This window comes from Mesorhizobium sp. ISC25 (genome assembly GCF_042295465.1).
GTDB lineage: Bacteria > Pseudomonadota > Alphaproteobacteria > Rhizobiales > Rhizobiaceae > Mesorhizobium.
In genome coordinates this window covers 2,754,565-2,766,832 of the sequence record NZ_CP135441.1, presented here as the reverse complement: position 1 = coordinate 2,766,832, position 12,268 = coordinate 2,754,565, and the positions used below count along the sequence as shown (strand labels likewise).

Annotated in this window: 12 protein-coding genes; all 12 read left to right on the top strand. The window is 62.9% G+C overall.

Annotated features, from left to right (window positions below):
* Positions 1–68: 68 nt before the first annotated feature.
* The 12 genes from RQ479_RS13855 to cysK all read left to right on the top strand — a co-directional run bounded on the left by RQ479_RS13855 (position 69) and on the right by cysK (position 12,161).
* Positions 69–332: a TrbC/VirB2 family protein gene (locus RQ479_RS13855; RefSeq protein ID WP_352474837.1), complete on the top strand. Its 264-nt coding sequence runs from the start codon at positions 69–71 to the stop codon at positions 330–332.
* On the top strand, positions 332–595 hold the full coding sequence (locus RQ479_RS13850; RefSeq protein WP_376705507.1) for a VirB3 family type IV secretion system protein: 264 nt from the start codon (positions 332–334) through the stop codon (positions 593–595). Before RQ479_RS13855 ends, RQ479_RS13850 begins: the two co-directional genes overlap by 1 nt.
* Before the next feature lie 10 nt (positions 596–605).
* Complete coding sequence (gene trbE, locus RQ479_RS13845; RefSeq protein ID WP_376705506.1) at positions 606–3,113, top strand: conjugal transfer protein TrbE; 2,508 nt, start codon at positions 606–608, stop codon at positions 3,111–3,113.
* A 32-nt stretch (positions 3,114–3,145) separates the two neighbouring features.
* Positions 3,146–3,859: a P-type conjugative transfer protein TrbJ gene (trbJ, locus tag RQ479_RS13840; protein WP_376705936.1), complete on the top strand. Its 714-nt coding sequence runs from the start codon at positions 3,146–3,148 to the stop codon at positions 3,857–3,859.
* A 66-nt stretch (positions 3,860–3,925) separates the two neighbouring features.
* The gene (trbK-alt, locus tag RQ479_RS13835; RefSeq protein ID WP_376705505.1) at positions 3,926–4,240 is read left to right on the top strand and encodes a putative entry exclusion protein TrbK-alt; all 315 of its coding nucleotides are present in this window, start codon (positions 3,926–3,928) and stop codon (positions 4,238–4,240) included.
* A complete protein-coding gene (trbL, locus tag RQ479_RS13830; protein WP_376705504.1) occupies positions 4,237–5,607 on the top strand; it encodes a P-type conjugative transfer protein TrbL in 1,371 nt (456 codons plus the stop codon). The genes trbK-alt and trbL overlap by 4 nt, the downstream gene beginning before the upstream one ends.
* The gene (gene trbF / locus RQ479_RS13825) at positions 5,604–6,290 is read left to right on the top strand and encodes a conjugal transfer protein TrbF (protein ID WP_376705503.1); all 687 of its coding nucleotides are present in this window, start codon (positions 5,604–5,606) and stop codon (positions 6,288–6,290) included. Before trbL ends, trbF begins: the two co-directional genes overlap by 4 nt.
* Before the next feature lie 35 nt (positions 6,291–6,325).
* Positions 6,326–7,351 (top strand): P-type conjugative transfer protein TrbG, encoded by a 1,026-nt coding sequence (trbG, locus tag RQ479_RS13820; RefSeq protein ID WP_376705502.1) that lies wholly within the window; start codon positions 6,326–6,328, stop codon positions 7,349–7,351.
* Positions 7,348–8,562: a TrbI/VirB10 family protein gene (locus tag RQ479_RS13815; RefSeq protein WP_376705501.1), complete on the top strand. Its 1,215-nt coding sequence runs from the start codon at positions 7,348–7,350 to the stop codon at positions 8,560–8,562. Before trbG ends, RQ479_RS13815 begins: the two co-directional genes overlap by 4 nt.
* Complete coding sequence (locus RQ479_RS13810; protein ID WP_376705500.1) at positions 8,559–8,795, top strand: DUF2274 domain-containing protein; 237 nt, start codon at positions 8,559–8,561, stop codon at positions 8,793–8,795. The genes RQ479_RS13815 and RQ479_RS13810 overlap by 4 nt, the downstream gene beginning before the upstream one ends.
* Positions 8,796–9,340: 545 nt before the next feature.
* Complete coding sequence (locus RQ479_RS13805; RefSeq protein ID WP_376705499.1) at positions 9,341–10,543, top strand: MFS transporter; 1,203 nt, start codon at positions 9,341–9,343, stop codon at positions 10,541–10,543.
* A 124-nt stretch (positions 10,544–10,667) separates the two neighbouring features.
* Complete coding sequence (gene cysK / locus RQ479_RS13800; protein ID WP_376705498.1) at positions 10,668–12,161, top strand: cysteine synthase A; 1,494 nt, start codon at positions 10,668–10,670, stop codon at positions 12,159–12,161.
* Positions 12,162–12,268: the final 107 nt, after the last annotated feature.

Here is a 12,268-nt window from a genome sequence, read left to right as displayed (position 1 = left end):
TCCGCTTCAATTCATCGGCTATCCGCAAACTTGCCGTGGAGCTATCGTATGCGGCGACCGCCGCGATCATGACGATTGCGCCCGCCCATGCTGCCGGCTCCTCCATGCCCTGGGAGGAGCCCCTTCAGCAAATTCTCGAATCGATTGAGGGGCCAGTCGCCAAGATCGTGGCGGTGATCATCATCATCGTCACCGGCCTGTCGCTCGCTTTCGGCGACACATCGGGCGGATTTCGCCGGCTGATCCAGATCGTCTTCGGGCTGTCGATCGCTTTCGCAGCAAGCTCGTTCTTCCTGTCCTTTTTCTCCTTCGGCGGCGGAGCGCTCATCTGATGGAGGAGGAAGTCCGCGGCTTTTTCGCGCCGGTTCATCGCGCACTCACCGAACCGATCCTGCTCGGCGGCGCGCCGCGTGCGGTTGCCATCGCCAACGGCACGCTGGCCGGCGCGATCGGATTGGGGCTTCGTTTATGGATCGCCGGGCTCATCATCTGGGCGGTCGGGCATTTCGCGGCCGTCTGGGCGGCAAGGCGCGATGCGCAGTTCGTCGACGTGGCCCGCCGGCACCTTCGCTATCCCTCGCACTTCGGCTGTTGAGGTCCTCATCATGTTGAACCTCGCGGAATACCGAAAGAAGAGTGCCAGCCTCGTCGATTATCTGCCGTGGGCTGCCCTGGTAGCGCCGGGCGTGGTGCTCAACAAGGACGGCAGTTTTCAAAGGACGGCGCGTTTTCGCGGGCCGGATCTGGACTCCGCCACGCCGGCGGAGCTGTTCGGCACGACCGCGCGGCTCAATGGCGCGCTGCGCCGGCTCGGCTCCGGCTGGGCACTTTTTGTCGAAGCGCAGCGCAATCCTGCCAGCGGCTACCCCGACAGCCGGTTCCCGGATTGCGCATCCGCACTTCTCGACATCGAGCGTCGCGAACAGTTCGAAGACTCCGGTGTGCTGTTTGAAAGCAGCTACTTTCTCACCTTCGTGTGGCTGCCTCCGGCCGAGGAAGCGTCGCGAATGGAGAGCTGGCTCTTCGAAGGCCGGGAAAAGACCGGCGTCGACCCTTGGGAGCTCCTGAAGAGTTTTGTCGATCGCACCGACCGCGTGCTCAACCTCATTGAAGGCTTCGTTCCCGAAGCTCACTGGCTCGATGATGGAGAGACGCTGAGTTACCTGCACTCAACCATTTCGACCAAGCGGCATCGCGTTCGCGTGCCAGAAACGCCGATGCATCTCGACGCTCTGCTCATCGATCAGCCGTTGGCCGGCGGGTTAGAGCCGAGGCTTGGCGATGCGCATCTGCGCACACTCACCATAACCGGGTTTCCGACGATGACCTTCCCGGGGATTCTCGACGATCTTAATCGGCTTGCCTTCCCCTACCGCTGGTCGACGCGGGCGATCATGCTGGACAAGACCGCCGCGACCAAGTTGGTGACGAAGATTCGCCGTCAGTGGTTCGCGAAACGGAAATCCGTCGCGGCGATCCTCAAGGAGGTGATGACGAACGAGGCGTCCGTTCTCATCGACTCGGATGCCGCCAACAAGGCGGCCGATGCGGACGCGGCGCTCCAGGACCTGGGCTCTGACCAGATCGGCGAAGCCTATGTCACCGCCACCGTTTCGGTCTGGGATGCCGATCCCTCGATTGCCGACGAAAAGCTGCGTCTGGTCGAAAAGATCGTTCAGGGCAGGGACTTCACCTGCATCGCCGAAGGCGTCAACGCCGTCGAAGCTTGGCTGGGCGGCATTCCTGGCCATGTCTATGCTAATGTTCGCCAGCCGCCGCTTTCGACGCTAAACCTCGCGCACACGATTCCGCTCTCCGCGGTCTGGGCAGGTCCGATCGAGGACGGGCATCTTGGAGCGCCGCCGCTGTTCTTCGCTAGAACAGAAGGCGCCACACCGTTCCGGTTCAGCCTGCATGTCGGCGACGTCGGCCACACCCTCGTCATCGGCCCGACGGGCGCCGGCAAGTCGGTCCTGTTGGCGCTGATCGCGCTTCAGTTCCGGCGTTACGAGAGCAGCCAGGTCTTTGCCTTCGATTTCGGTGGCTCAATCCGCGCTGCCATGCTCGCCATGAATGGTGATTGGCACAGTCTCGGAAGCAATGCTGAAAGCGGGCAGGGGTCTGACGATCCGTTGCCCTTCCTAACCTTGGCTGATCTGTCGGACGACGTTCATACCGTGTCGCTGCAGCCGCTTGCCCGCATCCATCATACGCCAGAGCGGGCCTGGGCGGCCGACTGGCTTTTCAACATTCTACTGCGCGAAGGCGTGGCCATCACGCCGCAGGTCAAGGAACATCTGTGGTCGGCGCTGACGTCGCTGGCTTCTGCGCCAGTCCAGGAGAGGACACTGACTGGCCTATCCGTGCTGCTGCAGTCCTCGCCGCTGAAACAGGCGCTTGGTCCCTACTGCATCGGCGGTGCCTTTGGCCGGCTGCTTGATGCCGAGCATGAGCGTCTCGGCGAAGCCTCCGTCCAGGCGTTCGAAACCGAGGGCCTGATCGGCACGGGTGCTGCTCCCGCGGTGCTTGCCTATCTGTTCCACCGCATCGAGCAGAGGATGGACGGCCGGCCGACACTGCTGCTCATCGACGAGGGCTGGCTGGCCCTCGACGATGGCGGTTTCGCCGACCAGCTGCGCGAATGGCTGAAGACGCTGAGAAAGAAGAACGCCAGCGTTGTCTTCGCCACGCAGTCACTTTCCGACATCGACGGATCGCCAATCGCGCCGGCAATCGTCGAAAGCTGCCCGACGCGGCTGTTCTTGCCGAACGAGCGCGCCATCGAGCCGCAGATCACTGAGATCTACCGACGCTTTGGTCTCAATGATCGCCAGATCGAGATCATCGCCCGGGCGATACCGAAGCGCGACTATTACTGTCAAAGCCGCCGCGGCAACCGTCTGTTCGAACTGGGGCTCGGTCCGATCGCGCTGGCGCTCTGCGCCACATCGTCCAAATCGGACCAGGTCGCGATCGATCGGATAATCGCCGAGGCCGGCCGAGACCATTTCCTCGAGGCCTGGCTAGCGGAGCGCGGTCTCTCCTGGGCGGCCGGCCTCATCCCAGGTCTCACCAACGTGATCGGCCAGTCCACAGAGGAGATTTCGTCATGAATTCCATTCTTGCAGGCAGCCCTATTCGTCGCATGGCGGCGGCCGGAGCCATCGCCATCGCCACGGCGCTGTCATCGCCACCGGCATCGGCGCTGATCGTGTTCGATCCGAAGAACTATGCCGAAAACCTGCTTTCGGCATCGCGCGCCCTGGAGCAGATCCACAACCAGATCACCTCCCTGCAGAACGAAGCGCAGATGCTGATCAACCAGGCGAAGAATCTCACGGCGCTGCCGACCTCGCTGCTTGGCCAGATCGAGGGCAATTTTTCCCAGATGAAGAGCCTGCTCGGCGAGGCCGAGAAGCTGGCCTATAGCGTCCAGGATATCGAGAGCCAGTTTGCCTCCACTTACACGAATTTCGGTTCGGATCTCTCCAGCCAGCAGCTTGTCGAGGGCGCGCGTCAGCGCTGGCAGACCTCGGTGTCTGCCTTTGAGCATTCTCTGAAAACCGGCGCCGTCGCAGTCGACAACATCGCAGGGACACAGGAGCAGACGAGTGCGCTGGTCAGCGCCAGCCAGTCGGCTGTCGGCGTGCTGCAGGCGACGCAGGCCGGCAACCAGCTTCTTGCCGTGCAGGCCAAGCAAGTTGCCGATCTCACCGCGATGCTGGCGGCACAAGGAAGGGCCGAGGCCCTTGAGCAGGCGAGGAGGGCAGCCGCGCAGGAGCAGGCACGGGAACAGTTCAGCCGTTTCATGACGGGCAGCAGCTACAGCCCGTCACCGGTAAGAATGTTCCACGACTGAGGCGAAGACCGCATGGATCTCAAGATCGCCGCCCGGATGATAGCCGTTCTTGCCCTTGGCGCCGCCATGACCGCCGCCTTCATGGCGCTGCGCGGCGACGGCTCGCAGGACGCGTCCTCCCCGCGCTCCGCACATCCGGGCGGCGAGCCAGCAAGGGTCGACCTTGCCCGATGCCGGGACATTGGCATGGCGGCGATTGATGACGACGCCTGCAGGAAAGCCTGGGCTGAAAGCCGCCGACGCTTCCTGTGGCCATCCCGCCCGATCGTGCCAAACGCGGCTCCGTCGATCGAAAAAGACCCGAGCGGAATTTTGCCGCTGCAGCCGCCAACGCCGTCCCCGGCGGAAGACCGGCTCCATTCGGAAACGGTGGCGCCATGAACGACACCGGCGTCATCGACCGCTTCCTGGAGACTTTCACTCGCTACATCGATTCCGGATTTGGTCTGCTCGGTGGGGAGGTTGCGTTTCTCACTTCGACCCTGATCGTCATCGACATCACACTGGCCGGCCTGTTCTGGGCCTGGGGTGCTGACGAGGACGTGCTGCACCGGCTGGTGAAGAAGACGCTCTATATCGGTTTCTTCGCCTTCATAATCGGCAACTTTAATCGTCTGGCCGGTATCGTCTTCGAGAGCTTTTCCGGGCTCGGCCTGAAGGCTGGAGGCTCGGCACTTTCAGGGTCGGCATTGCTGCAGCCGGGCCGCGTCGCGCAAGTCGGCATCGATGCCGGCAATCCGATCCTCGAGGCCGCCAGCCAATTGATGGGCTACGTCTCGTTCTTCGAAAATTTCGTCCAGATCGTAGTGCTTATGATCGCCTGGGCGATCGTACTGATTGCGTTCTTTCTTCTGGCCGTCCAGATCTTCGTCACGCTGGTCGAATTCAAGCTGACGACGCTCGCCGGGTTTGTGCTGATTCCCTTTGCGCTGTTCAACCGGACCGCCTTCCTTGCCGAAAAAGTGCTCGGCAACATCGTTGCCTCCGGCGTGAAGATTCTGGTCCTTGCCGTCATCGTCGGTATCGGCTCGGGCCTGTTCGGCGAGTTCACCCAAGGCTTCGGCGCCGAACAACCGACGATCACGGATGCGCTGTCGCTTGTCCTGGGCGCTCTGTCGCTGATGGGGCTGTCGATCTTCGGTCCCGGCATTGCGACGGGGCTGGTCTCTGGTGCCCCGCAACTAGGCGCAGGTGCCGCTGTTGGCACGAGCCTCGTCGCTGGCGGCCTTGGCGTGGCCGGCGCTATGGGTGCCCACGCCGCAATGGGCGGTGCTGCAGGCGCACTCAATGCCGGGGCGCGCATGTCGGCAGCGGCTGCGCGCGGCGGCGCGCACCTGGCCGGCAGCACTTCGGCCGCCTGGGAACTTGGTGCAGCGACATCTGGACGAGGTGGTGCAGGCTCGGTCGCCGCCGGCATGGCGGGCGTCGCAAGGGCCGGTGCCAGCGCTGCCGTTCGACCGGTGAGGCAGGCCATGTCGCGCGCTGCGTCGGCCCTGTCCGACAGCTATGAGGCCGGCCGCTTTGCGGCTTGGACTGCGACGAGTGGAGAGCACTCGTCGGGCACGGCTTCCTCCGGTGACTGGCCGACCACCGAGGCCAGTGCCGACTCTCCGCCCGCATGGGCAAAACGCATGAAGCGCAGCCAGGCCATGAGCCACGGCGCCAGCATCGCCGCCCATTCGGTCCACTCGAGCAACGATGGCGGCGGCTCGATGAATGTTTCCCTCGATCAGGACGACCGCCGATGACCCCCTTTAGACGCCCTTTGGTTCGTTACTCAAAAACGCCTCACCCTGAGACGCCATATCAGCGTGCAGCCCAGATTTGGGACGAGCGCATCGGCTCGGCTCGCGTCCAGGCGAAGAACTGGCGGCTGATGGCCTTCAGCTCGCTCCTCCTGGCCGGCGGTTTTGCATCCGCATTGGTCTGGCAATCGACACGCGGCTCGGTGGTTCCCTGGGTGGTTCAGGTCGATAAGTTTGGCGAGGCGCAGCTTGTCGCCCCGGCTGTTGCCGACTATCGGCCGACCGATCCCCAGATCGCCTGGCATCTGGCCCGCTTCATCGAACAGGTCAGAAGCATTCCGGCCGACCCGGTCATCGTCCGCCAAAATTGGCTGCGCGCCTACGATTACACCACGGACAGAGGCGTCATTTCCCTCAACGATTACGCTCGCTTGAATGACCCTTTTGCCAAAGTGGGCAAACTCCAGATCGCGACCGAGGTTTCCAGCGTCATCCGTGCTTCGCTCGATTCCTTCCGCGTCGCCTGGGTCGAGCGCCGCTACGAAAACGGCAATCTGGCCGGCACCGAGCGCTGGACCGCAATCCTCACAATCGTGATTCAGCAACCCCGCGACGCCGATCGGCTGAAAGCCAATCCGCTCGGCGTCTATGTCAACGCCATCAACTGGTCGAAGGAGCTTTCATGATGCGTGCGGCACGAGCAAGAACATCGAGACCGGCCATGCGCAATGGGCCCAAGGCACGCATGCTTATCCTGGCACTGCTGTCAGCATCGGCGCTCGCCGGCTGTGCGTCGAAAAAATACATTCCGCCGCAGATCGCCTATGACGATGCAGTGCCTGCCGTGCGCAACGTCGACCCGCCTGCTCCGGTCAAGGTGGTGGAAGTGCCGAAACCGCTTCCGCTGCCTGGTCAGTTGAAACCGGTCGAAGCCACGAAGGTGAGGCCGGAGCCGACCGATCCGAAGCAGCGGATCAGCCAGGCGAACGAGGCAGCAAGAATGCAGCCGGTTCGCGACGGTTTCGTCAATGCCATCCAGCTCTATCCCTGGAGCGAGGGCGCGCTCTACCAGATCTATGCCGCGCCCGGCCAGGTCACCGACATCGCCTTGCAGCCCGGCGAGCAGCTTGTCGGCTCCGGGCCTGTTGCCGCCGGCGACACGGTGCGCTGGATCATCGGCGATACGCAAAGCGGGGCAGGGGAGCGCCAGCAGGTCCATATTCTTGTGAAGCCGACACGGCCGGATCTCCAGACCAATCTCGTCATCAACAGCGACCGCCGCACCTATCATCTCGAGCTGCGCTCGACCGAAAAGACCTACATGGCCTCGGTCTCCTGGCAGTATCCGCAGGACCAGCTGATTGCGCTGCGGCGGCAGAACGCGCAGGCTTCCGCCGCACAGCCGGTCGCCTCCGGCGTCGACATCCAGAAGCTGAATTTTCGCTATCGCATCGAAGGCGACACAGCACCCTGGCGGCCGCTTCGCGCCTTCGACGACGGTGCAAAAGTCTACATCGAGTTCCCGTCAGGCATAGGGCAGGGCGAAATGCCGCCGCTCTTCGTCATCGGCCCGTCGGGCGGCTCGGAACTGGTCAACTACCGTGCTCGCCAGAATTACTATGTCGTTGATCGGCTGTTTGCCGCCGCTGAACTGAGGCTCGGCGACAAAACAAGTGAAAAGCGCGTCCGCATCGTGCGCACGGACGGCAAACGAACCTCGCCCGGCGGCACGAGGCTGTTCCGATGAGCGACCCTGCAAATGCACCCAACCAGGACATTCGAGCGGAACTGCGCCTGCGGCCCGAACCGGCCAGAGTCACGCGACTGTCGCGCAAGGTGCTGATAGGCGTTGGTGGAGTTGCCAGCGCTGCGATCCTCGGCACGTTGATTTGGGCACTCGACACCAGACAGCGCGGAACCGAACAGCGGCCCGAGCTCTTCACCACCGAAACCCGCTCAACGGCCGACGGGCTACAGAAGCTGCCGAAAGACTATGCCGGTGTTCCGCAACTCGGCCCCGCGCTGCCTGGCGATTTGGGCCGGCCGATCTTGCGTGCCCAGGAGCGCGGCCAGCCGGCTGGGGCATCCAAAGTCAGTGGACCGCGCGCCGATCCGGAGGAGCAGCGCCGACTGGCGGAGATCGAGGCCGCACGCGTGGCGAAGCTCTTCACCGATACGAGCACGAGAGCTGGTCCCGCACGACAGGGTGCTGGCAGCAGAGTCATAGAACCGGACACCCAATCTGGTCTGACTCAGCCCCCCGGGCCACCACCGATCGATCCTGGGGCCGCGCAAAACATGCAGGATCGCAAGCTGGCCTTCGTCAATGCCGAGCCAGACCGTCGCACCGTCAGTCCCAATCGGCTCGTCGAGAAGGCCTCGCCCTATGTGGTGCAAGCCGGCACCGTCATTCCAGCTGCCCTTATCACCGGCATCCGCTCCGACCTGCCCGGCGAGATCACCGCTCAGGTCACGGAAAATGTCTACGACAGCCCGACAGGAGCCCATCTCCTGATCCCGCAGGGTGCGCGGCTGATCGGCCAGTACGACAGCCACGTCGCCTTCGGCCAGTCGCGCGTGCTGCTGGTCTGGAACCGGCTGATCATGCCGGATGGCACCTCGATCGTCCTGGAGCGCCAGCAGGGCGCAGACGCTGAGGGATTTTCCGGGCCGGAGGACGAGGTCGACCGTCATTGGGGCCAGATGTTCCGTGCCGCAGCACTCTCGACATTGCTGGGCATTGGGACATCGCTTGGGTCCAGCGACGACGAAAGCGAAATCGCCAAGGCCATCCGCGAAAGCGCGCAGGATTCGGCCTCCGATATTGGCCAGCAGCTCGTGCGCAGTCAGCTCAATGTCCAGCCGACGCTCACCGTGCGGCCGGGTTTTCCGGTTCGCGTGATTGTCAATCGCGACCTTGTTCTTGTGCCTTACGGCACGCCGAAGGATCCATCATGACCAAGCTGAAACTTTCCGCCATTCCCGATGACCGTCCGGTCAAGATCACGGTCGAACTGCCTGGCGCCGTTCATCGCGACCTTGTCGCTTATGCCGATGTGCTTGGCCGTGAAAGCGGCCAGGCAATCGCAGATCCGGCAAAGCTGATCGCGCCGATGTTGGCACGATTCATGGCAACCGACAGGGCGTTCGGCCGAATGCGTTCCGAGACGAAGTCAGGCCGATCGGCCTGACGGTTGTCTGCTGGGCCTGACGGTGCACAGAGAGCCACCCCACAGCGCTATCCTCTCTCGACGCAGCGGTGTGAGACGGCCATTCTTGTGGATGTTCATTCGGACCCTCCGGTGGATGCTAAAGCGTGGTAACTCCAGTCTCCACGGTCCGGTCCGAATGGACAACCTCCCGAAAGCTCACGCCTAGAGCGCTGTGCGGATTAGAATGGAGGATATCGGCGCCAGTGTGAGATGCCGAGACACATTCGATTGCAGACGACCACGTCGCGGTTGCGCCATTCTGCGCCTTTCTGAAACCCCACAGGGATCATTCGCAGGAAGCAAGTTCTGACCAACCCTTCGCCGTGATGAGATTGCAGGTCTTAGTACCGCCGTTTCCACGGCCTGCGTTGAAGCTTTCCACGCTGACGCACACGCCTGCTTCCATATCGATGGCCGATGAAAGCTTCGAAGAGGTCTTTCGAGGCAGGAACATGTCGAATCATCGAATATCACCAACGGCAGCCAGGAAGGTTCGGGACAGCGCAATACGGCCGCGCGGCCTTTTGGCTGCGGCCGGCGCCACGATCGCCATGGCGTTCGGATTTGGCAGCCTGGCGCTCACATCCGTCTTCATCAGACCGCTTGAGGCGGAGTTTGGCTGGTCGCGAGCCGACATCAGCCTTGCCTACACGCTATCAAGCGTCGGCATGGCCTTGGGCGGGCTGTTCTGGGGCCGGCTGTCGGACCGCCTGAATATCAAAAGCCTGCTATTCATCGGCTCGGCAGGCATGGCGATCGCGCTCGCCGCGCTTTCCTTCACCACTTCGCTCTGGCAGATCTATGCGGCCAACTTCGCTTTGGGCGGGCTAGGCTTTGCCTGTCTCTACGCGCCGGTACTTGCCGTGACCGGACTCTGGTTCGACCGCCGCCGCGGCCTGGTGATAGGGATCGTCACAGCAGGCGGAGCCCTAGGCCAGGGCATAATGCCCTACGCCGCAAATACCTTGATCGACGGCGTAGGCTGGCGCCTCGCATACGCGATCATGGCTGTGGCGACGATGGCTGCGCTGGCGATCTTCATGCCGGCGGTTCAGGCGCCGCCCGTCGATCGGATCGTTGCCGCACCGGTGCATTTTTCAGCGAAACCAGGCTTCCAAGGTGGCCGCCTTTCCCCGGTGACGCTGCTATCTGCCGCAGCCTTCCTCTGCTGCGCCTGCATGGGCGTCCCGCTGATGCACCTCACGAGCTTCGTCACGGCCGTGTGCGGATCTTCGGATGTCGGATCGCTGAGCCTGCTGATCGCCATGCTGTTCGGCGCCATCGGGCGGATCGCATTCGGGCTCCTCGCCGACCGGGCAGGCAACATTTCTGCCTACGCCCTGGCGTCGTTTACTCAGACGGCATGCGTTGCGATTTTTCCCGCGCTAGACCAGCAGCTGAGCCTGCTGGCGCTGTCGGCGGTTTTTGGCTTCGGCTTTGCGGGAAACATGACATGCCTGATCCTTTGCGTGCGCCAATTTGCGCCAGCCGAACGCTTTGGCCAGTCACTCGGCATCGTCATGCTGATCGCCTGGGTGGGGATGGGCGTGGCCGGATATTTCGGCGGCTTTGTCTATGACAACTTCGGCAGCTATGGGCCCGCTTTCCTAGTGGCATTTGTCGCAGGCGCGGCCAATCTCGTGGTTCTGGGCGCATTGGCGGCATCATCCAGCGCAAGAGCGCAGGTCCCATGCAGCCGCGTTCCGGATCCTGCGATGTGCCGCTGATTCAAACGTCGAAATCCATTTACTTCCACGTTGGTTCGAACGCTGCAAACCACGGCCTCCTGCCAACCTCAGAGATCGATGAAACGGGCGGAGCACCGTCCTCACCAAGCAAGGACCAGCTGAGATGAGCAGTATCTACGACAGCATTCTCGACACCATCGGTGATACGCCGGTCGTTCGCCTTTCCCGTATCAACAACGGCGCCGCTTCGCTCTATGCCAAGCTCGAGGCGTTCAATCCTGGCGGCTCGGTCAAGGACCGTCTTGCCGCCGCGATCATCGAAGAAGCGGAGAGCTCCGGTGCACTTCGGCCTGGCCAGACGGTGATCGAGGCGACGAGTGGCAACACAGGCATAGGTCTTGCCATGGTTTGCGCGAGGAAAGGCTACCCTCTGGTCATCGTCATGCCGGAAAACGCCAGCCTCGAACGCCGCAAGCTGATGCGTTTCTTCGGTGCCAAGGTCGTGTTGACCCCTGCCGTCGAGCGCGGCAGCGGCATGCTCGCCAAGGCGGTCGAGCTGGCCGGAGCGCACGGCTGGTTCCTCTGCCGGCAATTCGAGACGCCCGTCAACGCCGATATTCATGCCCGCACGACAGCGCTCGAAATCATCGCGGCATTCCAGGACCGTCCACTCGACTACTGGGTCACCGGCACCGGCACCGGCGGAACGCTGGCCGGTGTGGCGCGAGTGCTCAAGCGCGAGCGGCCGGAAACGCGGATCATAGTCTGCGAGCCCGACAATTCGGCGCTGCTGTCGAGTGGCATTCCCCAAACTTTCGACGAACACGGGCTGCCGACTCGGGCGCATACTCGCTTCCGGCCACACCCAATGCAGGGTTGGAGCCCTGATTTCATTCCGCAGATCGTCGGCAACGCGATGGCTGACGATCTTGTGGACGAGATCTTACCCGTTTCAGGCGCCAGCGCTCTGGAAGCCGCGCGCCGGCTTGCGACGGAAGAAGGAATACTGGCGGGCATCTCTGGCGGAGCAACCTTGAGCGGGGCACTGGAAATTGCTCGACGCGTCGGCCCGGACCGGAACGTGCTCTGTATGTTGCCTGATACGGGTGAGCGGTATCTCAGCACGATCCTGTTCGATCACATCAGCGAGGAAATGTCGCCCGCCGAAGAGGCGATCTCTCACTCCACACCCGGCTACCGCTTCGACCGGCCGCCGTCCTTCGCCCTTTCATCGGCACCCGTAAACGAAATCCAAATCGATCAGTCGGCGCATGCGCTTGTCGACAAGGCGATCCATGATCCGGAGCATCCGGTGGTCATGTTCGCGCTGACATGGTGCGAATTCTGCTGGACGGTAAGAAAGCTCTTCGACCGTGCCGGAATCGCCTACACGTCCATCGAAATCGATACTCCGGAATTCCAGAAGAACGGCCTGGACGGGGAAATCCGCAAGGCCCTGAGGGCCCGGATCGGTTCGCCTACAATTCCGCAGGTTTTTGCCGGCGGCGAGCATATCGGTGGCTGCATGGATACGCTTGCGGCCTGGCGGGAAGGCACGCTCGCCGCCCGGCTCGAGTTCATCGGCGCTAACTACACGCCCGGCGCATGCGCAAATCCCGAGAGCCTACTGCCCCGATGGGTGCGCGCGGCAGCGTGAGATCCCCGCCTCTAGGCTTTTCACAGTGCCGTCGCCACCATCAAGCGAGCGGAACAGGCGCGATCCCGTTCCGGCTCAGCTTGCATGCGCACTTGTCCGTGTCAGCC

Coding starts and splice junctions, on each gene's coding strand:
- RQ479_RS13850 (WP_376705507.1), top strand. CDS start 332: ATGGAGGAGGAAGTCCGCGGCTTTTTCGCGCCGGTTCATCGCGCACTC.
- trbL (WP_376705504.1), top strand. CDS start 4,237: ATGAACGACACCGGCGTCATCGACCGCTTCCTGGAGACTTTCACTCGC.
- RQ479_RS13810 (WP_376705500.1), top strand. CDS start 8,559: ATGACCAAGCTGAAACTTTCCGCCATTCCCGATGACCGTCCGGTCAAG.
- RQ479_RS13855 (WP_352474837.1), top strand. CDS start 69: ATGACGATTGCGCCCGCCCATGCTGCCGGCTCCTCCATGCCCTGGGAG.
- trbJ (WP_376705936.1), top strand. CDS start 3,146: ATGGCGGCGGCCGGAGCCATCGCCATCGCCACGGCGCTGTCATCGCCA.
- trbG (WP_376705502.1), top strand. CDS start 6,326: ATGCGCAATGGGCCCAAGGCACGCATGCTTATCCTGGCACTGCTGTCA.
- trbK-alt (WP_376705505.1), top strand. CDS start 3,926: ATGACCGCCGCCTTCATGGCGCTGCGCGGCGACGGCTCGCAGGACGCG.
- trbF (WP_376705503.1), top strand. CDS start 5,604: ATGACCCCCTTTAGACGCCCTTTGGTTCGTTACTCAAAAACGCCTCAC.
- cysK (WP_376705498.1), top strand. CDS start 10,668: ATGAGCAGTATCTACGACAGCATTCTCGACACCATCGGTGATACGCCG.
- trbE (WP_376705506.1), top strand. CDS start 606: ATGTTGAACCTCGCGGAATACCGAAAGAAGAGTGCCAGCCTCGTCGAT.
- RQ479_RS13815 (WP_376705501.1), top strand. CDS start 7,348: ATGAGCGACCCTGCAAATGCACCCAACCAGGACATTCGAGCGGAACTG.